Raw genomic sequence first — 24,889 nt, forward strand, 5'->3', positions numbered from 1 at the left:
CGGCCCCACGGCCCCACGGCCCCACGGCCCCACGGCCCCACGGCCCCACGGCCCCACGGCCCCACGGACGCACGGACGCACGGACGCACGGACGCACGGACGCACGGACGCACGGACGCACGGACGCACGGACGCACGGACGCACGGACGATGGTCATGCAGGTCGCCGACGAGTTCGCTGGCTACCCGCTGATCTCGGACCAAGCCCCTCCGGGTACGTTGCGCCGCTGGACACCGCTGATGACGCGCCGACGGATCACGCATTCCGGCCCTGGTGAATCTCGCCGTCGGCATCGCTCCGCCAAAGCGCTGGCTTTGTCTCGCCGCGAAGCGGAACCTCGAGGCAGATCGCGCGGATGCGGGCTGCCGCTTCATGACAGCCACGCCGCCGCACCCCACCCCCACGACGAATCACACCGCTACGACAGACCGAGCCGCAGCCAAAGCCCCTGCCCACCAATGCAATTGGTCGAGCATCGCCCGCGCCGCCGCAGCGGGCTCCTCCGGCTCCCGAAGCTTCCCCTCGGCGTCGAAGAGCAGGTAGTAGCGGGGAAACGAGACATAGTTGCGGACGGTGTGCGCGTTCAGCTCGCCGAAGATCTGCCGAAGGTGCTCGATGGCGAGCAGGCCGCCGCTCGCGCCGCTGTAGCCGACGAATCCGATCGCCTTGGCGTCCCACTGGGTGAAGTGCCAGTCGATGGCGGCCTTCAGCGCGGCGGGGATGCTGCGGTTGTAGTCGGGCGTGACGATCACGAACGCGTCGGCCGCGGCAAGCCGCTCGGTGAGGTCGATCATCCCGTCCGGCCGCGGCGGATTCGGATCCATCGCCGGGGAGACGGCGGGCAGTTCCAGCGGCAGGTGCGCCTGCGCCAGGTCGATGAGGTCCACCTCGAACGCGCCGTGCGCCCTGGCGTGTTCGGTGAACCATTCGGCCACCACGGGGCCGAAGCGTCCCTCCCGGACGCTGCCGATGATGACCGCGAGCTTCAATGCCGACATGGCTTTCCTTCCAACGGTTTTCGGCGACCGGCTCGGCCGCCGACTTCCAATCTGCTGGCCGCCGCGGCGACCAGGAAGACCGCCGTGAGAGTGGTAGTGGCAGGGACACCCTCCGGCCGCCGCCTCTTGTTAGGTTCGAGGAGTGAGTGACAACGAGCTCGGCCTGTTCCTGCGCACTCGGCGCGAGGCGATCAGCCCGGCCCAGGTCGGCCTGGCCACCGGCCCGCGCCGCCGCACGCCCGGCCTGCGCCGATCGGAACTCGCCACGTTGGCCGGCGTAAGCGTCGAATACATCACCCGGCTGGAACAGGGCCGTGATCGCAGGCCCTCACCGCAGGTACTCTCCGCGCTCGCCGACGCGCTCCGCCTCGCGGCGAGCGAGCGAGTCCACCTGCATCGCCTCACCAAATCCGCCGACGCCGGCTTCAACTGCATGGGCGGCGCGCAGCCCCAGCGCGAGGTGCGTCCGACGGTCCGCGCCATCCTCGACCGTCTGGAACCCGCGCCCGCGGTGGTCGTGAACAGACTCACCGAGGTGCTCGCCCACACCGACGGCTTCCACCGCCTGATGGCACCGCTCGGCCTGTTCGATACGACGCCCCCGAATCTGGCCCGCTTCGTCTTCACGGATGCACGCGCCCGCACCGCATACCCGGACTGGGACCACTTCGCCGACCAGATGGTCGCCACCCTCAAGCACGGCCCGTTCCGCAACGACCCGCACATTGCCCTGCTCGCCGACGAACTCACCGTCACCGTCGGCCCGGAGTTCACCGATCGGGTCGAGACCGTCCCGAGCCTGCCCGCCGTGACCGGCGTCACCCGCCTCACCCACCCCGAAGCGGGCGAGCTGCGCCTGGCCTACGAGATCCTCGACCTCTCCGCCGACGACAACCAGCACGTGATCGTCCACCTACCCGCCGACGAATCGACCGCCCGCGCCCTCGACACGCTCACGGGCCGCCGCCCGGGAGCCCTCCGCGCCGTCTAGGCCGCCATCGGTCGAGCTTCGCCCGGATGCATCGCCGGATCGTCGCCCAGCAAAGCGGAGGCCGAGTCGATAACGGGTTTGTGCCGGCGACGACGCCAACGCGACCAGGCCCAAAGATGCCGGACCCGGCCATAGCTCCGCTCGCGGCCCTACCTCACGTGATCACCGATCCCCGAACACAACCCATTCGAGCCCCACTGCCGCTCACACACCATCGACTTACCAGTAGGCTTGACCATCGTGCATCCTGACGTTTCCGCTGATCTCGCCGAACTCGACGCCACCCTCAAGACGGTCGAATCGGTCCTCGACATCGAGGAGCTACGCCGTCGTATCGACGAGCTCGAGCACCAAGCCGCAGATCCCGATCTGTGGAACGACCAGGACCACGCCCAGCAGGTCACCAGCGAGCTCTCACACGCGCAAGGCGAACTGCGCCGCGTCGAGGAGTTGCGCCAGCGGCTCGACGACCTGCCGGTGCTGTACGAACTGGCCGAGGGCGAAGAGGGCGAGTCGAGGACGTCCGCGCTGGCCGACGCCGACGCCGAACGCGCCGCGCTGCACGCCGACGTGGAGGCCCTCGAGGTCCGCACGCTGCTCTCCGGCGAGTACGACAAGCGCGACGCGCTGGTCAACATCCGCTCCGGCGCCGGTGGCGTGGACGCCGCCGACTGGGCCGAGATGCTGATGCGCATGTACATCCGCTGGGCCGACCGGCACAAGTACTCCGTCGAGGTCTACGACACCTCCTACGCCGAAGAGGCGGGCATCAAGAGCGCCACCTTCGCGGTGAAGTCGCCGTACGCGTACGGCACCTTGTCGGTGGAGATGGGCACGCACCGCCTGGTGCGGATCAGCCCGTTCGACAACCAGGGCCGCCGTCAGACCTCGTTCGCCGAGGTCGAGGTGTTGCCGGTGGTCGAGACCACCGACCACATCGAGATCCCCGAGGGCGATGTCCGCGTCGACGTGTACCGGTCCTCGGGCCCCGGCGGTCAGAGCGTCAACACCACCGACTCGGCGGTGCGCCTGACGCACATTCCGACCGGCATCGTCGTCACCTGTCAGAACGAGAAGTCGCAGCTGCAGAACAAGATCTCGGCCATGCGCGTGCTGCAGGCCAAGCTGCTCGAGCGCAAGCGGCAGGAGGAGCGCGCCGAGATGGACGCGCTCAAGACGAACGAGGGCGCGTCCTGGGGTAACCAGATGCGCTCCTACGTGCTGCACCCGTATCAGATGGTCAAGGATCTGCGGACGAACTACGAGGTCAACAACCCGTCGGCGGTGCTCGACGGCGACATCGACGGCTTCATCGAGTCGGGAATCCGCTGGCGTATGAGAGAGCAGGCCAACTAGGTCGTTGCGGCTCACGCAACAGGCGCCGGACGCGGGCGCTCACGCGGAATGGTAGGACGTACGGCGGTAACCTGTCTGGCGTGCGTCCAGTTGGGAGTTCAGTCGAGGTGTTGACCATGTCACTCGCAACGACCTCGGAAACCACGAACTGGCTACGTTCCAACGGCCTCGAGATCGTGCTGTTGATCCTCGGCGCGGTGCTGTTCAGCCGGTTCGCCACCTTCGTCAGAGATCGGATCACCCGCAAGATCGACGCCGAGTTCCGCGGCGGCGACGCGCTGGTGCGCTCGGAGGCGGCCAAGCATCGGCACGCGCTGGCGCAGGTCGTCACCTGGGTCGTGCTGACCATCGCCTACGTGCTGATCGGCATGGAGGTGCTGCAGCGGCTCGGCTTCGCGGTCACGGGGCTGGTCGCCCCGGCCGCGGTGCTCGGCGCCGCGCTCGGTTTCGGCGCGCAGCGCATCGTGCAGGACATTCTCGCGGGGTTCTTCCTGATCACCGAACGGCAGTACGGCTTTGGTGACGTAGTTCGCATCGCTGTGACTGGAGCGGCGGAGATGGCGGAGGGTACCGTCGAGGACGTCACGTTGCGGATCACCACACTGCGCAACTCCGACGGTGAAGTGATCACCGTGCCCAACGGCCAGATCGTGAAAGTCACGAATCTGTCGAAGGATTGGGCACGCGCCGCGATCGACGTTCCGGTGTCCGCGAGCGCGGACATCACCAGGGTCAACGAGATCCTGCACGAGGTCGGTACAAGGGCGTACGACGACGCTCGTCTCAAACCACTGCTGCTCGACGAGCCCACCGTGATGGGCGTCGAGGATTTGACCGTCGACCAGATGAACATCCGAATGGTTGCCCGCACCTTGCCGGGCAAACAATTCGAAGTCGGACGCGAACTGCGGGTACGAGTAGCCGCGGCGTTGCGCCGGGAGGGAATCAGTGAGACCACGTAGAACCATTTCGTTGTTGAAGGAATCGGTGCGACCCACCACGCTGCTGCGGGAGTCGCGACCGCGTCGATCCACCGCGATCCTGATCGCGACCTGGCTCGCCACCTTCGTGCTCTACCTGTTCGTCAAGCCGGATCAACCGTATGTGGCCGGCTCCGAGCCGATCCCGAACACCGTTCCCGCAGCGGTGAATCCGGCTCCCGCGCCACGCTGAGCTCGGCGGACTCGCGAGGTGCCGGGCGATCGGCGGCGCGGTGAGCGCCGGGTCGCTGGTTACACTGGCTCCCCGTGATCACCATGCGGAACGTCACCAAGTCGTACAAGACCTCGACGCGACCCGCGCTGGACAACATCACCGTCGATGTGGGCAAGGGCGAGTTCGTCTTCATCATCGGACCGTCCGGCTCGGGCAAGTCCACCTTCATGCGGCTGTTGCTGAAGGAGGAGAGCCCTACCGCGGGACAGATCCAGGTCGCCGACTTCCGGGTGGATCGCCTGCCCGGCCGTAAGGTGCCGAAGCTGCGCCAGCGGATGGGGTGCGTGTTCCAGGATTTCCGGCTGTTACAGCAGAAGTCGGTGCACGACAATGTGGCGTTCGCGCTGGAGGTGATCGGCAAGCGCCGCCAGTTCATCGAGCGCACCGTCCCGGAGGTGCTCGACATGGTCGGTCTCGCCGGTAAAGCCGATCGACTACCGTCCGAGCTCTCCGGCGGTGAACAGCAGCGCGTCGCGATCGCCCGCGCCTTCGTGAACCGGCCGCTGGTGCTGCTCGCCGACGAGCCGACCGGCAATCTCGACCCCGACACCAGCGGCGACATCATGACGCTGCTCGAGCGGATCAACCGCATCGGCACCACGGTGCTGATGGCCACCCACGACAACCACATCGTCGACGCGATGCGCAGGCGGGTGATCGAACTCGACCGCGGCCGGTTGGTGCGCGACGAGGCGACGGGTGTGTACGGGGTGGATCGCTGATGCGCGCGAGCTTCCTGTTCAGCGAGGTCTTCGCCGGTCTGCGGCGCAATGTCACGATGACCATCGCGATGATCCTGACCGTCGCGGTCTCGCTCACCATGCTGGGCGGCGGCCTGCTCGCGGTGCGGATCGCCGACAAGACCGAGCAGTACTTCCTGGATCGGCTCGAGGTGCGGCTGTACCTCACCGAGGACGTCTCCGCCAACGATCCGGACTGTTCACACGATCCGTGCAAGTCGCTGATGGCGGATCTGAAGGCGACCAGGGACGTCGAGTCGGTCCAGTTCCTCAGCCGCGACGACGCCGTGCGCGAGGCCAAGGAGAAGACGTTCAAGGACCAGCCGGAGCTGGCCAAGTACGTCAGCGAGACGCCACTGCCCGCGTCGCTGCGGGTGAAGATGAAGAACGCGGAGCTGTATCCGCAGATCTACGAAAAGTTCTATCAGCGTCCGGGCGTCGGCATGGTGCGCAACGACAAGGACATCGTGGACCGGCTGGTCAGCCTGTTCGACGGCCTGCGCAACGCGGCGTTCGGCCTCGCGGTGCTGCAAGCCCTGGCCGCGTTGCTGTTGATCGCGAACATGGTGCAGATCGCCGCGTTCACCCGGCGCACCGAGGTCGGCATCATGCGGCTGGTCGGCGCGACCCGGTGGTACACGCAGTTGCCGTTCCTGTTGGAGGCGGTGGTCGCCGCGCTGGCCGGTTCGCTGGTCGCGGTGGTGGGGCTGCTGGTCGCGCGGCCGCTGGTGATCGACCGAGCGCTGGGAGATCTGTTCGCCAGCAAGGTCTTTCCGCGGATCACCGGCGACGACATCGCGATGGTCGCGTTGGTGATCGCGCCGGTCGGCATCGTGTTCGCGGCGCTGACCGCGTACGGGACGTTGCGGTACTACGTGCGCGAATAGCCCCGGCCTCCCCGGACACTTTCCGCGCCGCACGGCGGCGATTCGGCTCGGCAGCGCCGAAAGTGTCCGGCTGGACCGGGGTTCGATCAGTGCGTGGCCGGCATCCCATCCCTGATCGCGGCGCGCTCCTCGGTGAGCAGCGCGCGCTGCCGCTCGAGTTCGGCGATCTTGTTGTCCAGCTCGCTGTAGCGGCTCTCGATGATCCGGAGGGTCGCGTCGCAGGACTCGATGGTCTTGGTGACTTTCCCGATGGCGCAGGGCAGCAGGCCGCGGATGTCCTCGGTCGACAGGCCGGCGGCCAGCAGATAGCGGATGTGCTGGACCTGTTCCGGTGCGTCGTCGGCGTACGAGCGGTAGCCGAGCGCGTCCCGCTGCGGGCGCAGCAGACCCTGCTCCTCGTAGTACCTGAGCAGGCGGGTGCTCACGGCGGTCCGGCGCGCCAACTCTCCGATCAACATATGAACTCGCTAACGCTCTGCTTGCCTTCACATTGATGTCAATTCCTAACTTGGCTGACATGACAGCAATTCCCCTGCAGACCACAGTCACCGGCTCCGGGCCCGGCCTCGTCCTCGCGCACGGCGCGGGCGGCACCATCGAGACCAACTTCGGCGCGCTCATCCCGGCCCTCGCCGCGACGCACACCGTGGTGGCCTCCGACTATCCGGGCAGCGATATCCAACTCGATCTGGACGGCCTGGCCGACGCGCTCGTCGCGGCCGCGGTCGAGAGCGGGGTCGAGAGGTTCACGATCGTCGGATACTCCCTCGGCAGCGCGGTCGCGGTGCGCGCCGCGGTGCGGCACCCGGACCGGGTCGGCGGCCTGGTCCTCGCCGCGGGATTCGCCAAGGCGGACAATCGCGCTCGGCTCGCCGTGCAGATCTGGCAGGACCTGCTCGACCGAGGTGACACGGCGACGTTCTCCCGCTTCGCCCTGGGCAACGCGTTCAGTGCCGGCTTCCTCAACAGCCTGCCCGCCGAACAGGTCGACGAGTTCGTCCGCGTCGGCGCCACCACCATTCCGGGCGGCACGCTGCAGCAGGCCAGCCTGGTCGAGACCCTCGACACCACAGGCGATCTGGGCCGGATCGCCGTGCCGACCCTGGTCGTCAACGCCGCAGCGGACCTGCTGATCGACCCCGCGAACTCGCGTTACCTGGCCAGGTCCATTCCCGGCGCGGAGTACACCGAGATCGCGGCGGGTCACGTCCTGATGGCCGAACAGCCCGACCAGTGGCGCAAAACCGTCGAGGACTTCCTGGCTCGGCATCGGCTCTGAGCGGCTACGCCCGTCAACCCAGATGCTTGACCCGCGGCCACAACTCCGACCAGGGCGCGCGGGGCTTCCGGCAGACGAACAGGGGCGCGCCCTGCTCGTCGTTGTCGATGCCGCGGCCGTTGTCGATGTGGCCGGCGGGTTGGACGTCGGCGCAGACGCGGACGAGGTGGTCGCGGTCGATGCCGACCGTGAGCACCTCGGTCGCGGCGTCGCTCGGCGGACCCCACCACCAGTACGAATTGTGGCCGGAGTGGGGTGTGGGGAGGTTGTAGGGCGCGCCGAACCGTTCGATGGCGCCGGCCTCGCCGTAGTTGGCGGTGAGGATGGCGACGTCGCCGCCGAGTCCGGCGCGGGCCTCCCCCACCCGACGGGCGAACTCCGGCCAGCCGATCGTCTCGCCCGCGTCGTAGTTGATCGCGAGGACCGGGGAGTCCTTCAGCACCGAGAGGGGCAGGACGGGAAGGAACAGCACCGCGGAGACGAGCGCGTTCACCGCGACCACGAAACTCACCACCGCCCACCGGGCGCGCTTTCGACCCAGCCACGCCGCCAACGGGACAGCGGCCGCCGCGAGCAGGATTGGATACATCCCGCCCAGGTAGTAAGCCTTGCCGCCGGTGACCAGGAACAGCACGAAGAGCAGGCCGTAGGCGGCGGCGAAGGCGCGATAGCGCGGGTCTCGCGCCAGCCGCCACAATCCGAACGCCCACAGCGGCACCAGCAGCGGGCCCATCAGCCCGAACTGCAAGAGCACGAACATGATCGGCGAATCCGACGTCCCGGACGACCCACCCGCGATCGCCCGGCTCATCTCCCACTGCGGCCATCCGTTGCGGCCCTGCCACACCAGATACGGCAGCCAGATCAGTGCCGCGAGGCCGACGGCGAGCGGAAAGTACTTGGTGGCGAACACCTTCCGTGGACCGATCGCGAGCAGTGACACGGTCAGCGCGACCACCGGAAAGATCAACAGCAGCTTGTTCTGCAACCCGACCCCGACGACAAGGCCGATCACAAGCCACCAACGCGCTCCGCCGAGGCCCGGACGTGCCTGATCGGCTTGTCCATTGATCAGTTTCAGCACGATCAGCGACACCACCGACCACGCGGCCAGATCGAACACCGCCGTGCTCAGCAGGTGCCCCGCACCCATCGTCAGCGCCGCGCTCGCGACCGCCGCGGCCGCCACCGCCCGCGCCGCCCGGCCGCCGCCGAACTCCCGCGCCATCAGTCCGGCGCACACCACGACCAGGGTCGCCGCCAGTACCGCGGGCAGCCGGAGCAGCAATAACGAATCGGGATCGATAGAGGCCATTATCCTGGCGACCAACGGGGTCAGCGGCGGCTGATCCGGGTACCCCCAGGAGAGGTGGCGACCGGCCGCCAAGAAGTACAACTCGTCGCGGTGATACCCGTAGCGCGGGGCACCTGCTAGCAGGACAGCTGCGAACAGGACCGCGACTATGGGCACCCGCCCAGCCTGGCACACATCAGGGGCGTATGCTGCACCTCGACGCGGTTCTTACTCTGGAGTAAGATAGTCTTACTCAGGAGTAAGATAGCCGGGACAAGACCTCACCCCACCCACCCGAGAAAACAGGTGATGATGAGCACTCGAGACAGCGCAACGAAGCGAAGTCCAGACACGTCCGCAGTCGGCCTCAACCACCCCAAGCGGGACTGGATGGGCGCGGCCATGCGGGTGATGACGACCATTACCGGGTCGGAACTCGCCGAGAAGTACAACCTGCGCAAGCCGATCGAGCGAGTCACCTACGAAGGCACCAAGACCGGCTTCCGCACGCTCGGCGCCGCCACCCGGGCCTTCGCCAAGGTCACCGGCAACGGCCAGCCGAAGCGGCTCGCGCCCAACGAGGCGAAGAACAAGGACTTCTTCGACCTCACCCCGACCGACGAGCAGCAGATGATCGTCGAGACGGTGCGCGAGTTCGCCGCCGAGATCCTGCGCCCGGCCGCCTACGACGCCGATGCCGCCGCCAAGGCCCCGCGTGATCTGCTCGAGCGCGCCGCCGAGCTGGGCATCACCCTGATCAACGTCCCCGAGGAGCTGGAGGGCGCGGCGTCCGAGCGCGGCGCGGTCACCAATTCCCTTGTCGCCGAGGCCCTCGCGCACGGCGACATGGGCCTCGCGCTGCCGATCCTCGCGCCCAGCGGCGTCGCGGTCGCGCTGTCGCAGTGGGGCACCGACGCCCAGCAGAAGACCTACCTGCCCGCCTTCACCGGCGAGAACGTGCCGCAGGCCTCCGTGGTGATCAGCGAGCCGCGCGCGCTGTTCGATCCGTTCGCGTTGCAGACCAAGGCCGTTCGCTCGCCCAGCGGTTACCGGATCTCCGGCGTGAAGAGCCTGGTGCCCGCGGCCGCGGATGCCGAGCTGTTCGTGATCGCCGCCGAACTCGACGGTCGCCCGTCGCTGTTCATCGTCCCGTCGGACACCCCCGGCCTGGTGGTCGAGGCCGACCCGAGCATGGGTCTGCGCGCCGCCGGTCTCGGCCGGTTGCTGCTCGACAATGTCGCGGTGGGCACCGACGCGATCCTGGGTGACGGCGACGCCAAGCAGCGCGCCGAGGAGTACGCCGACGCGGTCCGACTGGCCCGGCTCGGGTGGGCCTCGCTCGCCGCCGGCACCGGTCAGGCCGTGCTGGACTACGTGATTCCGTACGTGAACGAGCGCGAGGCGTTCGGCGAGCCGATCTCGCACCGCCAGGCGGTCGCCTTCATGGTCGCCAATATCGCGATCGAGCTCGACGGCCTGCGGCTGGTCACGCTGCGCGGCGCCTCGCGCGCGGAGCAGGGCCTGTCGTTCGCCAGGGAGGCGTCGCTGGCCAGGAAGCTGGCCACGGACAAGGGGATGCAGATCGGCCTGGACGGCGTGCAGCTGCTCGGTGGCCACGGCTTCACCAAGGAACACCCGGTCGAGCGCTGGTACCGCGATCTGCGGGGCATCGGCGTCGCCGAAGGTGTCGTGCTCATCTAACCGGCCCGCACTCTTTCTCTTTCAGGAGACATCCCCATGATCAATCTCGAACTCCCCAAGAAGCTGCGGGCCAGCGCGAACCAGGCCCACCAGGTCGCGACCGAGATCTTCCGGCCGATCTCGCGCAAATACGACCTCGCCGAGCACGAGTACCCGGTCGAGCTGGACACCATGGCCGCCATGGTGGAGGGCCTCGCCGACTCCGGCACCCAGAAGATCGGCGGCGCCGCCGGCGGCCGCGAGGACGACAGCGAGTCCGACGCGCACGCCACCGAGCTGCTCGGAAACTCCAACGGCGGCAATATGTCCGCGCTGCTGAACGCCCTGGAGACCTCCTGGGGTGACGTCGGCCTGATGCTCTCGATCCCCTACCAGGGCCTGGGCAACGCGGCCATCGCGGCCGTCGCCACCGACGAGCAGCTCAAGCGCTTCGGCAAGGTGTGGGCCTCGATGGCGATCACCGAGCCGTCGTTCGGCTCCGACTCCGCCGCCGTCACCACCACCGCCGTGCTCGACGGCGACGAGTGGGTGCTCAACGGCGAGAAGATCTTCGTGACCGCCGGCCAGCGCTCCACCCACATCGTGGTGTGGGCCTCGGTCGACCGGAGCCTCGGCCGCGCGGCGATCAAGTCGTTCGTCGTGCCGCGCGACGCCCCCGGCCTCTCGGTGGCCCGGCTCGAGCACAAGCTCGGCATCAAGGCCTCCGACACCGCCGTACTGCTGCTGCAGGACTGCCGGATTCCGAAGGACAACATCCTCGGCAGCCCGGAGGTCAACGTGGAGAAGGGTTTTGCCGGGGTCATGCAGACCTTCGACAACACCCGCCCGCTCGTCGCCGCCATGGCGGTCGGCGTCGCCCGCGCCGCGCTCGAGGAGCTGCGCGCCATCCTGACCGACGCCGGCGTCGAGATCTCCTACGACATCCCGCCGAACAACCAGCACGCCGCGGCCGCCGAATTCCTGCGCATGGAGGCCGATTACGAGGCCGCCTACCTGCTGTCGCTGCGCGCCGCGTGGATGGCCGACAACAAGAAGCCGAACTCGCTCGAGGCCTCGATGTCCAAGGCCAAGGCGGGGCGCACCGGCACCGACGTCTCCCTCAAGGCGGTCGAGCTGGCCGGGGCCATCGGCTACTCGCAGCGCACCCTGCTGGAGAAGTGGGGCCGCGACTCCAAGATCCTCGACATCTTCGAGGGCACCCAGCAGATCCAGCAGCTCATCGTGGCTCGCCGGATCCTCGGCAAGACCAGTGCCGAGCTGAAGTAAGCTGGCAGACAACGGAAATCCGGCGCGAGTCCAGTTCATGACTCGCGCCGGATTTCTGTTTGCACTGGCTTCCTAGTTCTCAGGCCGTGTACCGGCCGGTGCTCGTTGGCCGGATCACGTGGTGGCGATCAGAAAGTCCTCGCCGGTCGACGGGCGTAGGCCGTCGGGCCGGTCGGCGAAGTAGCGATCGGCGAGCTCGGTGCCCGAAACATGATGGGGGCCTTGGAACCCGGACTCATGAGCCACCGCGAGCATTTCCTGCGGGGTGTAGAAGCTGATGAACGGTGTTCCCGACGCGCGCGCCCCCTTCGCCGACATCTCCAAGCCCGCGCGGTCCTCGGCGGGGAGGAGTTCGGGCGGCAGCAGGAATGTCATCGCGAGCGTCGAACCCGGGGCGAGACCGGACAGTTGACGCAGGGTGGCCGCGTTGGTCGCGTTGGTGAGATACATGGATACGCCGGTGGAGGCGACGACCGCGGGGAGCGCGGGGTCGAAGCCCGCCGACAGCAGCCGTTCCCACCAGGACTCGTTCGCTTCGAAGTCGACCGGGACCAGGTGCAACCAGTCCGGGATGCCGAAGCCGAGCTCGATGAGCCGTTGCCGTTTCCACGCCTGGGTTTCGGGCTGTTCGATCTCGAAAATGCTTAAGCGAGAAGCAATTTCCGGTCTGCGCTGAGCGAAGGTGTCCAAACCCGCACCGAGTAGCACGTATTGGGTGGCACCTCGGTCGGCCTGTTCGGCGACCAGGTCCTCGACGAAACGCGCACGGGCCACCATCGCCGCCCGAAAGCCCTTGGTGCCAACGGGATCCATATCGGGACGGTGGGGCCAGCCGTCGTCGGGGGCGACGAGGCGCAGGCCGATCTCGTCCTCGAGCACGTGCGGGGGCGAGTCGACCCGGACGTGCATCGCTCGCCACAGCGCGACGCGCACCGCGGTGTTGTCCGGCGCTGCCGTCTTCGCCATGCCCGCGCTCATGACCGCTGGTCGGCCGGGGCCTGAATGCTCCAGAGCCGTCCGTCCGGGTCGCGGACCGTCATCTCCCTTGTGCCGTAGTGGGTTTCGACGAGCGGGGTGACCACCTCGACGGCGGAGTCGGCCGCAAGGGCGTCGGTGTCGGTCGCCTTCAGCACGAGTTGCATGCCGGGCACCTTGGTCTCGGGGACCTCGGCGATGAACACGTAGGGGCCGTCGCCGTTGCGCAGCTGACCGGAGTTGTGGTCGGTGGCGAACTCGAGTTCGTAACCGAGCGCCTGGAAGAACTTCGCCGCCCGGCCCCAGTTGTGCGTCTCCAGGAACACGGCCTCAATGCCATTGGTAGTCATCAGGATTCCTTGTCTGTCGAGTTCCGTCGTTGCCCGTCGGCGTCGTCGAGGTAGGCCCGCAGCGCCGCGGCGACCAAGGCCGACAGCGAGAGGCCCGACTCGATGGAGTGGTGCTTGACCCGCTTGATCAGCCCGATCGGCAGGTACACGTTGAACTGCTTGATCTCCTCATCGCCCACGCTAGAATGCTAGCATCCTAGATCACTAGCTGCCACCGTTTCTTTCGCAAGGAGGTTTCCACGGCGGCCGCCGCGAACTACCCGCCCGAGGGCGCAGCGTTGGTATGATGGCGTCGTCACGCGAGTGATGCCGAGTGGTGGGACCGCCGCTGTCACGACGGCCCCACCGGATGGGTTACTTAGCCAGCCAGACTCGGCGGACCAAGATGAGCGCCCCGGCGATCACGGCAGCAGTGGTGAAAGTGATGCCGTAGTCGACCGGGGCCTTGCTCTTTCTCCGGCGATGTTTCGCCATTCCCCATCACCTCCTTCCCCCTAAGTTGAATCTTGTTCGGGCGCAGCCCGAATGACCCGGGACGGGAAGGTATGACTGACCTCCTTCTGCCGCATCGACGGCTTGCCTAGAATGGTTCGCCTTCCCGTTTCGGATGCCTGGACCGCTGATTGAGATCTGGTGCGCTCGAACGCTGCTCAGGGGATTGCTGCGGCTGGGTATCGCGGGTGAAGTCACGACCGGAACGAGGCTGTGGTTGAGCGAGTATCAGGCATGGGCAGGTGTTGACGTCGGTAAGGCGGCACATCATGTGTGCGTTGTCGACGCGACCGGAAAGACAGTGTGGAGCAAACGGATCAGCAACGATCAAAAGGCGATCGAAGCAGCGATTGCCGCGGTCGCAGGCCTGGCCCCGTCGGTTCGATGGGCAGTGGACCTGGTCAGCGAGTTGTCGTCGCTGTTGCTTGCCGTATTGGCGGTCCGCGACCAGCAGGTCGTGTATGCAACCGGTTCGATGGTCCATGCCCTGAGCGGCGCGTTCAGCGGCGAGGGTAAGACCGACGCCCGTGATGCTCGAGTCATTGCCGAGCTGAACCGGCTGCGCAACGACCTCAAACCGATCCGGATGCGTGACGAACTGATCGCCGAGCTAACCCAGCTCACCGCGTATCGTGCTGATCTGCAAGACGATTGGGTGCGTGGGGTAAACCGGTTACGCGCGCTGCTGACCGGCATCTTCCCGACGTTGGAAGCAGCTTTCGATTACTCCAACCGATCGCCGTTGATCCTGATAGCCCACATGTGCACCCCAGCTGAGCTCCGCGCAGCCGGGATGGGCGGCATCGCCGCCGTCTTGACCGAGCACAAGGTTCGCCGCCCCTTGGTCGAAGCGATGTCGCGCAAGACATACCACCTGGCCTGCGACCAAACCATCCCCGCACCAGGCGAAGCCGGGATCGCCGATCTGATCAAACGCCATGCCCGACGACTGCTCGATCTAGACCGCGAGATCACCAGCACCGAGAAGGCCATCGCCGCGAAGTTCCGGACCCACCCACAGGCTGGCATCATCGAGTCGATGCCCGGAATAGGACCAGGCCTAGGCGCCGAACTGCTGGTCAACGTCCACGGCGACTTCTCGACCTTCACCAGCGCCGGCAAACTCGCCTCCTTCGCCGGCCTGGTCCCGGTCCCCCGCGACTCCGGCCGCATCAGCGGCAACCTTCGCAGACCCCGCCGATACAACCGCAAAGTCCGCCGAGTCTTCTACCTCGCCGCCATGACCAGCATCAAGAAGAATGGCCCCGCACGGACGTTCTACCTGCGAAAACGCGACGAGCATCTCATCCACACACAAGCAACACTCGCCCTAGCCCGCCGCCTGGTCGACGTCCTATGGGCCATGCTCCGCGACAACACCCCATACCGACCACCACAGGCCACCACCCCAGCAGCCGCTGCCGCTTGACCCAGCTATTGACACGCTCATTGAGATTCTGGGCGCGATGTCTGGACCGTGTCCATCGCCCCTCGGAAGGAGTGAGGCAACAATACGCCTGACTGCCAACAACTTTCAGCCACACTCGAAAAGGTGTGCGAATACAGATGTTTCACTTCGGGCGACGGGTCAGCGCTCGAGTCGGAGTCCGGGAGGCACGCGTGCTGAGATGCGATTGGCGGTAAAAGGACATGTTCGGGCGGACGCTGGACCGGATGCGGGGATCGCTGGCAACGTAACGGGCTGCGTTTCTTGTCCGACAGATTCAGCGGACGAATTTCTCTCGAGCTGTACCAGCGACTTCGAGGAGCAACTGGATATGGAACGACTGAGTGTGACGCGTCGCCTCGCTACCGTCTTTGCCGCCACCGCGGTCGTAGCGAGTGTTTTTGCCGGTAGTGCGGGGGCCGAGCCGGCGACCGTGGATTGGGCGGGGGCCGCGCGGCAGCTGCGCGCCGCGGCCGCGGGCAATCCGGCGGCCGAGCAGGCGGTGGACCGGCTGGTGGCCTCCGGACAGGTGAACAAGGCGGGCCAGGTGGCGTTGCCCGCCCAGCCGTTCCAGATTCCGGCGCAGTCGGATATCGGCCGGGGCGACGGGCCGGGCGTGTACGGGTCCGGCATCGCGCTCGGGCTCGATGGGTTCCGGTTCGGGTTCTTCGGCGGCCCTGGCACAATCGCCCCCAATCAGTCTGGCGCGAAGCTGGAAGTTTTGTGGATCAACCTGTCCAACGGGCGCAGCGGCACCGAGGTGCTCTACGAGCACCAGGATGTGCCCGTGGACACCACGATTCGCACGCGCCCCCTCGACACCGGCGGCGGCCTCATCGTCGCCGCGGTGTACGGCACCCTGTGGCACCGCTGGTCGGTTCCGGTGAGCGACGCGAACCCCGACGGGTTCCAGTACCAGCGCGGCACCATCTCGGTCCCCTCGTTCGGCGCCGTCTACAACTGATCGAGTCGCTCGGCCCCGCGGCATCCGTCGCGGGGCCTCGAGCGCACGAATAACTGTCGCGATACCCATCGGCGCGCGCCGCGGCGAACATTTGATACGCGAGGCTCCGGACGTCCCAGTGTGACTATCGACACGCCGCTGCTACGGTGGTGACCTCAGTTACGAAATCGCGAGGTCGCGTACCGACGCGAGTTTGCTGGTGGAGGTGTTCGACTTGAAGTTGGCGTACGCGCTCGAGAAGGTCAAAGCGCTCGGAGTGCTCCGGTCCCGCGGGGTCTCCGATCCGCGCAAGCCGGTGGAAACCCTTCGGACACTGAAGGAATCGCGGATCTTCGGCCCGCAGGCCACGCTGATCCGGCACAACGCCCGCCTCGACCCCGGCTCCCCCGGCCTGGCCGACGAGCGCGGCGAGCTGACCTACGGCCAGATCGACAAGCAGTCGACCGCGGTCGCGCGGGGTCTGCAGGCGGCGGGGATCACCGAGGGCACCGTCGTCGGCGTGCTCGCCCGTGATCACCGCGGCCTCATCCTGGCCATGGTCGCCGCGAGCAAGCTCGGCGTCCGGGTCGCGCTGATGAACACCGGGTTCGCCAAGCCGCAGTTCGCCGAGGTCTGCAAGCGCGAGAAGGTCAAGGCGATGCTGCACGACAGCGAGTTCCTCGGCCTGCTCGACGCGCTGCCCGCCGACCTGCCGCGCTTCCTCACCTGGGTCGATGAGAACACCGAATTGCCCGAGGGCGCAAAGACTTTCGACGATCTGATCGCCGAGAACACCAGCGACGAGCTGCCGAAGCCGGGCCGGCCTGGCGGCTTCGTCATCCTCACCAGCGGCACCACCGGCCTGCCGAAGGGCGCGACGCGCGACAACGTCTCGCCGCTGGGCACCGCGCAGTTCCTCGATCGCGTCCCGTTCCCGTACCGGGGCGCCCAGGTGATCGTGTCGCCGATCTTCCACAGCACCGGGTTCGGCAGCTGGCTCGTCGGCATGGCCATGGGCAACAAGATCGTCATGCGCAGGCGCTTCGACGCGGAGGCGACGCTGCAGATGATCGCCGACCACAAGGCGGAGCTGCTGGTCGCGGTGCCGACGATGCTGCACCGCATGACCGAACTCGACCCGGAGATCCGCGGCAAGTACGACCTGTCCTCGCTGAAGGTCATCCTGCTCGCCGGTTCGGCGCTGTCGCCGGAGCTCACCATCAAGGCCACGCAGGCGTTCGGCCCGGTCCTGTACAACCTGTACGGCTCCACCGAGTGCTCGGTGGCCTCCGTCGCCAACCCGGAGGAGCTCGCGCTGGCCCCCGGCACGGTCGGCCGCCCGCCGATCACCTGCGAGGTGCGGCTCTACGACGACAACGACAAGCAGGTCACGGCGACCAACACCACCGCGCGCATCTTCATCCGCAGCGGCACGCCGTTCGAGGGCTACACCGACGGCCGGCACAAGCAGATCATCGACGGCTTCATGTCCAGCGGCGACGTGGGCCACTTCGACGAGCACGGCCTGCTGATGGTCGACGGCCGCGACGACGACATGATCGTCTCGGGCGGCGAGAACGTCTTCCCGCAGGAGGTGGAGAACCTGCTGCTGGAGCGCCCGGACATCTTCGACGCGGCGGTCGTCGGGGTGAACGACGCCGAGTTCGGCAAGCGGTTGCGCGCGTTCGTCGTGCCGGAGCCGGGTCACACGCCCGACGGCGAGGAGATCAAGGCCTACGTCAAGAACAACCTGGCGCGCTACAAGGTGCCGCGCGAGGTGATCTTCCTCGACGACCTGCCGCGCAACCCGACCGGCAAGCTGCTGCGCCGGGTGCTGGTGGAGTACGAGGTCACGCCCTGATCCGGGCGGGGCGACCCCGAGTGGTTACCCATCGGTAGCCCATGTTGAGATACCTGACACACCGGGTTACAGACGCTTGCTATTGTTACCGGCAGCACTGGATCCCGAAGTCGCGGTCCGCACCACCCGCACGGCTCGCATCGGGTGGGACCGCCGGAAGGTTGTTGTCGAATGGTTGTCTCCTTCCCCGCGTTGAGCGGCACCGCCCGTAAAGCGGGCGATCTCGCTCTGGGCGTCAATGTCATGGTCAAGCGGCGGCTGTTCAATCCGCTGCGCCTCGATCACGCCGTGCGGTCCGCGTTCAACGTGGTCAAGTTCGGACCGTTCGCCGGCGTCGCCATGCACGCCGCTCAGACGAGGCCCGAGGCGGGCGCCATCGTCGACGAGGCGGGCGAGCTGACCTTCGGCCAGTTGAACGAGCAGTCGAACGCGCTGGCCCGCGGCCTCGAGGCGCACGGCATCCGGCCCGGCGACGTGGTCGCCGTGCTGGCCCGTGACCACCGCGGCATGGTGCTGAGCCTGCTCGCGACCGGCAAGCTCGGCGTGCGCACGGTACTGATGAACACCGGCTTCGCCAAGCCGCAGTTCGCCGACGTGGCCGCGCGCGAGAAGGTGAAGGCGGTGCTGCACGACAGCGAGTTCATCGACCTGATGAGCGCCATCCCCGCCGAGATCCCGCGCATCCTCACCTGGGTCGACGCCAAGGACAATGTCGATCCGTCGGCGGCGACCATCGAGTCGCTGTCGGCGGGCCGGTCCACCGCGCCGCTGCCCGCGCCGGCGAAGTCGGGCGGGATGGTCATCCTGACCAGCGGCACCACCGGAACGCCCAAGGGCGCGCCGCGCGACAAGGTGAGCCCGTTCGCCTCGGCCCAGTTCGTGGACCGGGTGCCGATGCCGCACAACGGCACCATGATCATGGCGGCGCCGATCTTCCACGGCACCGGGCTTTCCCAGTTCACCATCGGCGTCGCGCTCGGCAATCGGGTCGTGTTCCAGCAGCGCCGCTTCGACCCGGAGCAGACGCTCGCGAATATCGTGAAGTACCGGGCGGATTCGCTGGTGGTCGTGCCGACCATGCTGCAGCGCATCCTCGATCTCGATTCGGAGGTGCTCGCCAAGTACGACCCGAGCACGCTGAAGGTGATCTTCGCGGCGGGCTCGGCCATCGCGCCCGACGTGGTCACCCGCACCCTCGACTACTTCGGCGACACCCTCTACAACCTGTACGGCTCCACCGAGTGCGCGGTCATGACGGTCGCCACCCCCGAGGACCTGCGCAAGGCGCCGACCACCGCCGGCCGGGCGCCGGTCGGCATCCGGATCGTGCTGCTCGACGAGGACCGCAAGCCGATCACGCGGCCGAACGTCACCGGAACCATCTTCGTGGACAACGGTTTCGCCTTCACCGGCTACACCGACGGCCGCACCAAGGAGATCGTGGACGGCATGATGTCCAGCGGCGACGTCGGGCACTTCGACGCCGACGGCCTGCTCTACATCGATGGCCGCGACGACGACATGATCGTCTCCGGCGGCGAGAACGTCTTCCCGCTCGAGGTGGAGAACCTGATCGCCGGACGCGAGGACATTTTCGAGGCCGCCGTGGTCGGGGTCGACGATCGCGAGTTCGGCAAGCGGTTGCGCGCGTTCGTCGTGCCCGGCCCGGACTCCAAGCGCGACCCGCAGGAGATCAAGGACTTCGTCAAGGCGAACCTGGCCCGCTACAAGGTGCCGCGCGAGGTGATCTTCCTCGACGAGCTCCCCCGCAACGCCACCGGCAAGCTGCTGCGCAAGCCGCTGATCGAGATGGAGATCGAGGCGAGCTGACCCACCCGCTGTCCCCAGTTGCCGGCGGGGTGGGGGCACGCAATTGGTCGGCTACTATCAGCGCGTGAGGTACGAGGTCGGCCGGGTCGGCGCGCAGCGCCGCGACGCCGTCGCGCGGGTGCGCGGCGGGTCGGCCGGCGCGATCTCGGGAACGATTTCCGTTGCGGCACACGGCTGGGCGTCCGGCGGCATGTCGCCGGACGGGACCACGCTCGCGCTGCTGGTCGCCGCCGCCGCGGTGATCGGCGCGCTGGTAGCCGGGCTCGCGCCGCTGCGGGACACGTCTGTCGGACTGATCGGCGCGCTCGTCGCCGGGCAGCTGCTCGGGCATCTGACCATGGGTTTCAGCTCGGGCCACCTGCATCACGGCGATGCCCAGCTGACCCCGGCCATGCTCGCCGCGCACCTGGTGGCGGCCGTCGCCGCCGCGGGCGTGATCCGCGGCGCGGAGGCCGCGTACCGGGCCGGCACCGCGGTGCTCTTCCGGGTGCTGCGAGCGAGTCGGCCGCTCCCACTGCCCGATTCGACGCCGCGGCACACCGACCACCGCGACCGCGTCATTCTTCGAGTCTTCGCCGCGGAGTCGCTGCGCACGCGGGGCCCGCCGCTCACCGTCTGCGGCTGATCGCCCAGCTCTTACACATCGAACGCGTGTCGCGTTAGACGCTTCCAGTACGTCAGCGAACATTCGGCAAGCCGTCGTGCGCGCGAGTCGGCGTTTCCGCCTCTCGCCGGCCGAGCGGGACTGCCAGAGCGGACATCCAGATGGGTGCGGCTTTCGACTTGCCCGCGCTGTTCCGCACGAGCGGACAGTGCGGTCGTTGCGCGCCGACCGGCTCGGGACAAGCCGGTCGGCGAATCCGCAGTCGCTATGGCGGCCGCCGTGCCGTGCGCCTCGCGTGCTGTCGGTTTCGCGTGCTTCGGCACGGCCTGCGCCTCGCGTCGACTTGCCACCGCCCGGCATCGCCCTGCCTTGCCGCGCGGCACGCGAACGTGCCCATGGCACCAGCGCAATCGGCGTCAGCGCTCGACATGTCTTGCCGCCCAAGGGCTCCCGCGCAGCGATCCGCCGTACCCCGTGCACAAGCCCAGACCACACGCCGGAGAACCCCTCGGGTTCCCGCTCCGCAGAAACGAATCGATCGTGAGCACAACAGAAACCATCACCCCCGACGCCGAATCACCCCCGCCGTCAACCGAATCCGCCGAGCGACAAGGACTTCCGCCGAACAAGCCGAAGGCACGAAACGGCCTGTACGCGTTGGCGATGCGACTGCACTTCTACGCGGGCATCTTCGTCGCGCCGTTCATCCTCGTCGCCGCCGTCACCGGCGCCCTCTACGCCATCTCCCCCACCCTGGAGTCGATCGTCTCGCGCGACCTGCTCACGGTCGAGGCGGCCGGCACACCAAAACCCTTGTCCGAGCAGGTAAGCGCCGCCGTCGCGACCCAGCCGGAACTCACCCTCGCCGCCGTCGCGCCCGCCGCCGGGGCCGAGGACACGACCCGCGTGCTCTTCACCGATCCGACACTGGGCGAGTCCGAGCGCCGGGCGGTCTTCGTCGATCCGTACACGGCCCAGCCGGTCGGCGACTCCGTCGTCTACGGCAGCTCCGGCGCGCTGCCCCTGCGCACCTGGATCGATCGACTGCACCGCGACCTGCACCTCGGCGAGCCGGGCCGCCTCTACAGCGAGCTGGCCGCCTCCTGGTTGTGGGTCATCGCGCTGGCGGGTCTCGTCGTGTGGATCCGCCGGGTGCGCGGCAGGCGGAGCCGGAACTCGGCGCGCTGGCTGTTCGCGCCGGACCGTTCGCAGCAGCACCGCGGCCGGACGATGAACTGGCACGGCTCGGTCGGCATGTGGGTGCTGCCGATCGTCCTGCTGCTGTCCGCCACCGGCATGACCTGGTCGACCTACGCCGGCGCGAACATCACCGAACTGCGTCAGCAACTGAGCTGGACAACGCCGTCGGTCACCACCGCGCTGCCGGGAAGTGCTGCGCCGAAACAGGATTCGAGCGGCGACCACGCCGAACACCACGGCGGCCACGCCGCAATGCCGACCACTATCACGCCGGCCACGCGCATCGAACAGGTCGATCGCGTCTACGCGACCGCCCGCGCCAACGGCGTGACCCAGGCCGTCGAGATCACCATTCCGGCCGCGGCGGATCAGTCGTTCGCGGTGAAGGAGCGGCGGATGCCGGGCACCTACACGGTCGACGCGGTCGCGGTCGACGGCGCCACCGGGGCGGTCACCGACCGGCTCGCGTACGCCGACTGGCCGCTGATGGCCAAGCTGACCAACTGGGGCATCCAGTTCCACATGGGTCTGCTGTTCGGGCTGCTCAATCAGTTGCTACTGCTCGCCGTCGCGATCGGCCTGATCACCGTGCTGCTGCGCGGCTACCTCCTGTGGTGGCGCAGGCGACCGACCAAGAAGACCGGCCCCGCGCTCGGCCGCGCGCCGCGCCGGGGTGCGCTGCGCCGGAGCTCACCGTGGCTCGCCGTGCCGGTAGTGGCCGCGGCGCTGGTGGTGGGCTGGTTCGTCCCGCTGGTCGGGCTGAGCCTGCTCGGCTTCCTGGCCGTCGATGTGCTGGTCGGGCTCACCGCGAAGAGACGGGCGGCGTAGCGGGGGTTCCTCCCCGGATGAGGCGGTCCGGCACACCGTGTGGCCGGGCCGTCTCGACCGGAGAGGAACCGCCGGGCACCCCGAGTGCGCTTGTGCGGTCGCGCGACTCGGGATGCGGCGAGCCGAGTGTCGAGTGTCGGCGCATGGCATCTACCTCCATTTCCATCGTGCGGTCAGTGGGTGGCTAGCTGTAGAGCCTGGCGATGAACGCCCGCAGATTGCCGAGCATCCGCTCGACCTTCTGCTCGGGATTCAGGTTCTCCCGATACCGATTGCCCAGCGCGGGCGTCTTCTTGCCGCGCGTGTACAGCGGACAGGCGAGGTCGGTGCACATGTACGTGCCGACCGTGTTGCCTTTGCGGCCGGACGGGCCCGCCTTCGCCGCCGTCACCAGGGACACGCCGGTGCCGGTGTGCGTGGTCAGGCAGATCGAGCACATCTGGGCCCGGCCCGAGCCGCCGGTCTCGTAGCGCAGCGCGACGCCGATCAGCTCGCCGTCGTCCTGCGGGACGACCAGGTAGCACCGGCCCGGCAGCGACGGATCGCTCCAGCCGAGGAAGTCGAGATCGTCCCACGGACGCTCGTCGAGCTCTCGCGGCATGGGTAGTCGCTTGGCCTCGGTCTTCGAACAGTTGATGAACGACGACCTGATGTCGCGCTCAGTCACTGGTTTCATGGCGTTTCACTCCATTCCTTTTCTCTTGCGAACGAAACCGAAGTGACGTTACGGGCAGGCCGGGCCGCGGACAAACATATTTCGGCCGGAAAGACCTGCTGGTCAGCCCGGCGTGAACAGGTTCACCTAGCGTGCGGACCCCCGGTGTTTGTCCGGTACCCCGCCGGGTACGCCGCCGGTGTCCAGAGTCGCCGACCCGCTCGGCACGCTGCCGCCGCGTCAATGGCGATACGCGGCCTCGGAGAGTTCATCGACAACCGAAAGTCCTGAGATCGGCGCCCGACGGCGAATCGTCCCGCCGGGACGCCCGACCCGAAAGGTAGTCAAGTCATGGCCTCAATGCAGACAGGCGCGACAACCAGCGCATGGTCACCGGTCCGGATCGCCGCACTCGCGGTCGGCCTGGTCTTCCTGATCGTCGGCGTGCTCGGCTTCATACCCGGTATCACCGACAACTACGACTCCATGACCTTCGCCGGACACCATTCCGACGCTCACCTGTTCGGCGTGTTCAACGTATCGATCCTGCACAACATCGTGCACCTGCTGTTCGGCGTGGCCGGTCTGCTCGCCGCGCGGGCGGGCGCCGCGGCCCGCAGCTACCTGCTGATCGGCGGCGTCATCTATCTGGCGCTGTGGGTGTACGGCGTGGTCGTCGACGAGGCGAGCGAGGCGAACTTCGTGCCGCTCAACAATGCCGACAACTGGCTGCACCTCGGCCTCGGGCTCGGCATGGTCGTCCTCGGCGCCCTGCTGCCCCGCCTGACCGCGCCGCGGCAGCACCCCACCGGGTACGCGCACCGATAGACGCTGCGCCGCAACCGAATACGAGGCCCCGCCCGGCGTCCGGGCGGGGCTTCGCCGCTGTCACGGGGTTTCGGACGGCTCGTCCGGGAGGTCCGCCGCCGGAGACTTCTCGGGCAGGGCGATGGGGCGCAGCAGGACCCAGGCGATGAAGAGCACGGACACGACTCCCATCCCCGCCCCCGCCCACAGGTTGATGTTCACGCCGCCGGTCTTGGCCTCGTCGGCGGCGGAATTGCTGACCAGCCCGGTGATGATCAAAACGACGGCGTAGCAGCCGAGTAGGGCGCCGACGATGGTGCGGATGTCGAAAAGCATTGCGGCTCCTTATCCGACGATGATGTTGAGGGCGATGACGAGCACCAGCGCGATGCCGGCGAGCAGCACCGGACGCTGATACCAGGGCAGCGAGCCCTGCTCCGGATCGGTGCGCACGTCCTTCGGCGTCTCCGAGTAGACCAGGCCGACGAGCTCGGCGACCGGCTTCGGCTTGGTCACCTGGGTGACCAGGACGCTGACCACGATGTCGACCACGAACGCCACGCCCGCGGCCACGAAACTCGAGCCCTGCCCGGACAGATGGAACACCTTCGTCTGATGCAGGATGAAAATGACTACGGCGGAACCGGTTCCGAACACCAGGCCCATCCAGCCCGCGGTGGGCGTCATCCGTTTCCAGAACATGCCGAGGATGAACGTCGCGAACAGCGGGGCGTTGAAGAAGCTGAACAGGGTCTGCAGGTAGTCCATCATGTTGCTGAAGCTCGACGCGATGAACGCCGTGAAGATCGCCGTCACGGTCGCGCCGACGGTCGCGAGCCTGCCGACGGTCAGGTAGTACCCGTCCTGCCGGTCCTTGCGCACGTACTGCTGCCACAGGTCGTAGCTGAACACCGTGTTGAACGCGGAGATATTGGCCGCCATGCCCGCCATGAATGCGGCGAGCAGACCCGCGATGCCGACGCCGAGCAGGCCGTTGGGCAGCACGTCCTTCATCAGGTAGAGCAGCGCCTGGTTGTAGGTGGTGTCCCCGGTGAAGTCCGGATCGGCCACCTTCGCCGCCTTGTACTCGCTCATCTGCGGCACGAGCACCGCGCTGATCATGCCGGGAATGACCACGATCAGCGGGATGAACATCTTCGGATAGGCGC

General features: G+C 67.7%; 25 protein-coding genes. 16 read left to right on the forward strand and 9 right to left on the reverse strand.

What is annotated here, in order from left to right; genetic code table 11:
- Nucleotides 1–411: 411 nt before the first annotated feature.
- Nucleotides 412–999: an NADPH-dependent FMN reductase gene (locus tag ON39_RS25005; RefSeq protein ID WP_040738040.1), complete on the reverse strand. Its 588-nt coding sequence runs from the start codon at nucleotides 997–999 to the stop codon at nucleotides 412–414.
- A 142-nt stretch (nucleotides 1,000–1,141) separates the two neighbouring features.
- On the opposite strand from ON39_RS25005, the gene ON39_RS25010 reads away from it, so the two are divergent.
- The 6 genes from ON39_RS25010 to ftsX all read left to right on the forward strand — a co-directional run bounded on the left by ON39_RS25010 (nucleotide 1,142) and on the right by ftsX (nucleotide 6,188).
- Nucleotides 1,142–1,990 (forward strand): helix-turn-helix transcriptional regulator, encoded by an 849-nt coding sequence (locus ON39_RS25010; protein WP_040738041.1) that lies wholly within the window; start codon nucleotides 1,142–1,144, stop codon nucleotides 1,988–1,990.
- Between the two features lie 240 nt (nucleotides 1,991–2,230).
- A complete protein-coding gene (gene prfB, locus ON39_RS25015) occupies nucleotides 2,231–3,346 on the forward strand; it encodes a peptide chain release factor 2 (protein WP_040738058.1) in 1,116 nt (371 codons plus the stop codon).
- Nucleotides 3,347–3,462: 116 nt separating this feature from the next.
- The gene (locus ON39_RS25020) at nucleotides 3,463–4,308 is read left to right on the forward strand and encodes a mechanosensitive ion channel family protein (protein ID WP_040738059.1); all 846 of its coding nucleotides are present in this window, start codon (nucleotides 3,463–3,465) and stop codon (nucleotides 4,306–4,308) included.
- Between the two features lie 13 nt (nucleotides 4,309–4,321).
- Nucleotides 4,322–4,519 (forward strand): Rv3103c transmembrane domain-containing protein, encoded by a 198-nt coding sequence (locus ON39_RS25025; protein WP_040738042.1) that lies wholly within the window; start codon nucleotides 4,322–4,324, stop codon nucleotides 4,517–4,519.
- Nucleotides 4,520–4,593: 74 nt separating this feature from the next.
- A complete protein-coding gene (gene ftsE / locus ON39_RS25030; protein ID WP_040738043.1) occupies nucleotides 4,594–5,283 on the forward strand; it encodes a cell division ATP-binding protein FtsE in 690 nt (229 codons plus the stop codon).
- Nucleotides 5,283–6,188, forward strand: a complete 906-nt coding sequence (gene ftsX, locus ON39_RS25035) for a permease-like cell division protein FtsX (protein ID WP_040738044.1) — start codon at nucleotides 5,283–5,285, stop codon at nucleotides 6,186–6,188. Before ftsE ends, ftsX begins: the two co-directional genes overlap by 1 nt.
- An 86-nt stretch (nucleotides 6,189–6,274) precedes the next feature.
- Here the strand turns inward: ftsX and ON39_RS25040 are convergent, their stop codons facing one another.
- Nucleotides 6,275–6,646, reverse strand: a complete 372-nt coding sequence (locus ON39_RS25040) for a MerR family transcriptional regulator (RefSeq protein WP_051187022.1) — start codon at nucleotides 6,644–6,646, stop codon at nucleotides 6,275–6,277.
- Nucleotides 6,647–6,705: 59 nt separating this feature from the next.
- On the opposite strand from ON39_RS25040, the gene ON39_RS25045 reads away from it, so the two are divergent.
- Nucleotides 6,706–7,467 carry an alpha/beta fold hydrolase gene (locus tag ON39_RS25045; protein WP_040738045.1) on the forward strand — a complete coding sequence of 254 codons (762 nt, stop codon included), beginning with the start codon at nucleotides 6,706–6,708 and terminating at the stop codon, nucleotides 7,465–7,467.
- A 13-nt stretch (nucleotides 7,468–7,480) separates the two neighbouring features.
- Here the strand turns inward: ON39_RS25045 and ON39_RS25050 are convergent, their stop codons facing one another.
- Nucleotides 7,481–8,938: a glycosyltransferase family 39 protein gene (locus tag ON39_RS25050; protein ID WP_051187024.1), complete on the reverse strand. Its 1,458-nt coding sequence runs from the start codon at nucleotides 8,936–8,938 to the stop codon at nucleotides 7,481–7,483.
- 129 nt (nucleotides 8,939–9,067) lie between these two features.
- Here ON39_RS25050 and ON39_RS25055 point away from each other — a divergent pair, with 129 nt between their 5' ends.
- Nucleotides 9,068–10,462, forward strand: a complete 1,395-nt coding sequence (locus ON39_RS25055; protein WP_373283730.1) for an acyl-CoA dehydrogenase family protein — start codon at nucleotides 9,068–9,070, stop codon at nucleotides 10,460–10,462.
- A gap of 36 nt (nucleotides 10,463–10,498) precedes the next feature.
- Nucleotides 10,499–11,728: an acyl-CoA dehydrogenase family protein gene (locus tag ON39_RS25060; protein ID WP_040738048.1), complete on the forward strand. Its 1,230-nt coding sequence runs from the start codon at nucleotides 10,499–10,501 to the stop codon at nucleotides 11,726–11,728.
- A 114-nt stretch (nucleotides 11,729–11,842) separates the two neighbouring features.
- Here ON39_RS25060 and ON39_RS25065 read toward each other — a convergent pair whose 3' ends face one another.
- The 3 genes from ON39_RS25065 to ON39_RS25075 are packed head-to-tail and all read right to left on the reverse strand — an operon-like array spanning nucleotide 11,843 to nucleotide 13,232.
- Nucleotides 11,843–12,694, reverse strand: a complete 852-nt coding sequence (locus ON39_RS25065) for a class I SAM-dependent methyltransferase (protein WP_040738049.1) — start codon at nucleotides 12,692–12,694, stop codon at nucleotides 11,843–11,845.
- A gap of 8 nt (nucleotides 12,695–12,702) precedes the next feature.
- On the reverse strand, nucleotides 12,703–13,053 hold the full coding sequence (locus ON39_RS25070; protein WP_040738050.1) for a VOC family protein: 351 nt from the start codon (nucleotides 13,051–13,053) through the stop codon (nucleotides 12,703–12,705).
- Nucleotides 13,053–13,232: a ribbon-helix-helix protein, CopG family gene (locus ON39_RS25075; protein ID WP_040738051.1), complete on the reverse strand. Its 180-nt coding sequence runs from the start codon at nucleotides 13,230–13,232 to the stop codon at nucleotides 13,053–13,055. Before ON39_RS25075 ends, ON39_RS25070 begins: the two co-directional genes overlap by 1 nt.
- Nucleotides 13,233–13,762: 530 nt before the next feature.
- Between ON39_RS25075 and ON39_RS25080 the strand changes: the two genes are divergently transcribed.
- From ON39_RS25080 to ON39_RS25105, 6 genes are all read left to right on the forward strand, one after another.
- The gene (locus ON39_RS25080) at nucleotides 13,763–14,974 is read left to right on the forward strand and encodes an IS110 family RNA-guided transposase (RefSeq protein WP_040738061.1); all 1,212 of its coding nucleotides are present in this window, start codon (nucleotides 13,763–13,765) and stop codon (nucleotides 14,972–14,974) included.
- A gap of 349 nt (nucleotides 14,975–15,323) precedes the next feature.
- A complete protein-coding gene (locus ON39_RS25085; protein ID WP_040738052.1) occupies nucleotides 15,324–15,956 on the forward strand; it encodes a hypothetical protein in 633 nt (210 codons plus the stop codon).
- A gap of 214 nt (nucleotides 15,957–16,170) precedes the next feature.
- Entirely contained in the window at nucleotides 16,171–17,796 is a 1,626-nt protein-coding gene (locus ON39_RS25090) for an acyl-CoA synthetase (RefSeq protein ID WP_040738062.1), read from the forward strand.
- A 171-nt stretch (nucleotides 17,797–17,967) separates the two neighbouring features.
- Nucleotides 17,968–19,626, forward strand: coding sequence for an acyl-CoA synthetase (locus ON39_RS25095; protein ID WP_040738053.1), 1,659 nt, complete (start codon nucleotides 17,968–17,970; stop codon nucleotides 19,624–19,626).
- A gap of 64 nt (nucleotides 19,627–19,690) precedes the next feature.
- Nucleotides 19,691–20,251 (forward strand): hypothetical protein, encoded by a 561-nt coding sequence (locus ON39_RS25100; protein ID WP_051187028.1) that lies wholly within the window; start codon nucleotides 19,691–19,693, stop codon nucleotides 20,249–20,251.
- Between the two features lie 519 nt (nucleotides 20,252–20,770).
- Nucleotides 20,771–22,258: a PepSY-associated TM helix domain-containing protein gene (locus ON39_RS25105; protein WP_040738054.1), complete on the forward strand. Its 1,488-nt coding sequence runs from the start codon at nucleotides 20,771–20,773 to the stop codon at nucleotides 22,256–22,258.
- A 184-nt stretch (nucleotides 22,259–22,442) separates the two neighbouring features.
- On the opposite strand, the gene ON39_RS25110 is transcribed toward ON39_RS25105, so the two are convergent.
- Entirely contained in the window at nucleotides 22,443–22,934 is a 492-nt protein-coding gene (locus ON39_RS25110; protein WP_040738055.1) for an FBP domain-containing protein, read from the reverse strand.
- Nucleotides 22,935–23,273: 339 nt separating this feature from the next.
- Here ON39_RS25110 and ON39_RS25115 point away from each other — a divergent pair, with 339 nt between their 5' ends.
- Nucleotides 23,274–23,741 (forward strand): DUF4383 domain-containing protein, encoded by a 468-nt coding sequence (locus ON39_RS25115; protein WP_040738056.1) that lies wholly within the window; start codon nucleotides 23,274–23,276, stop codon nucleotides 23,739–23,741.
- Nucleotides 23,742–23,801: 60 nt separating this feature from the next.
- On the opposite strand, the gene ON39_RS25120 is transcribed toward ON39_RS25115, so the two are convergent.
- Nucleotides 23,802–24,056 (reverse strand): hypothetical protein, encoded by a 255-nt coding sequence (locus tag ON39_RS25120; protein WP_040738057.1) that lies wholly within the window; start codon nucleotides 24,054–24,056, stop codon nucleotides 23,802–23,804.
- Nucleotides 24,057–24,065: 9 nt separating this feature from the next.
- Nucleotides 24,066–24,889, reverse strand: an 824-nt coding sequence (locus ON39_RS25125; RefSeq protein ID WP_040738064.1) for a sodium:solute symporter family transporter, incomplete at its 5' end; no start/stop codon positions are given.

It is taken from the genome of Nocardia tenerifensis NBRC 101015 (genome assembly GCF_000308715.1).
GTDB lineage: Bacteria > Actinomycetota > Actinomycetes > Mycobacteriales > Mycobacteriaceae > Nocardia > Nocardia tenerifensis.

Excerpts from the sequence above, each read along its gene's own strand:
- ON39_RS25005 (WP_040738040.1), bottom strand. The coding sequence starts at position 999 with ATGTCGGCATTGAAGCTCGCGGTCATCATCGGCAGCGTCCGGGAGGGA.
- ON39_RS25020 (WP_040738059.1), top strand. The coding sequence starts at position 3,463 with ATGTCACTCGCAACGACCTCGGAAACCACGAACTGGCTACGTTCCAAC.
- ftsX (WP_040738044.1), top strand. The coding sequence starts at position 5,283 with ATGCGCGCGAGCTTCCTGTTCAGCGAGGTCTTCGCCGGTCTGCGGCGC.
- ON39_RS25040 (WP_051187022.1), bottom strand. The coding sequence starts at position 6,646 with ATGTTGATCGGAGAGTTGGCGCGCCGGACCGCCGTGAGCACCCGCCTG.
- ON39_RS25045 (WP_040738045.1), top strand. The coding sequence starts at position 6,706 with ATGACAGCAATTCCCCTGCAGACCACAGTCACCGGCTCCGGGCCCGGC.
- ON39_RS25060 (WP_040738048.1), top strand. The coding sequence starts at position 10,499 with ATGATCAATCTCGAACTCCCCAAGAAGCTGCGGGCCAGCGCGAACCAG.
- ON39_RS25065 (WP_040738049.1), bottom strand. The coding sequence starts at position 12,694 with ATGGCGAAGACGGCAGCGCCGGACAACACCGCGGTGCGCGTCGCGCTG.
- ON39_RS25070 (WP_040738050.1), bottom strand. The coding sequence starts at position 13,053 with ATGACTACCAATGGCATTGAGGCCGTGTTCCTGGAGACGCACAACTGG.
- ON39_RS25085 (WP_040738052.1), top strand. The coding sequence starts at position 15,324 with ATGGAACGACTGAGTGTGACGCGTCGCCTCGCTACCGTCTTTGCCGCC.
- ON39_RS25095 (WP_040738053.1), top strand. The coding sequence starts at position 17,968 with ATGGTTGTCTCCTTCCCCGCGTTGAGCGGCACCGCCCGTAAAGCGGGC.
- ON39_RS25110 (WP_040738055.1), bottom strand. The coding sequence starts at position 22,934 with ATGAAACCAGTGACTGAGCGCGACATCAGGTCGTCGTTCATCAACTGT.
- ON39_RS25115 (WP_040738056.1), top strand. The coding sequence starts at position 23,274 with ATGCAGACAGGCGCGACAACCAGCGCATGGTCACCGGTCCGGATCGCC.
- ON39_RS25120 (WP_040738057.1), bottom strand. The coding sequence starts at position 24,056 with ATGCTTTTCGACATCCGCACCATCGTCGGCGCCCTACTCGGCTGCTAC.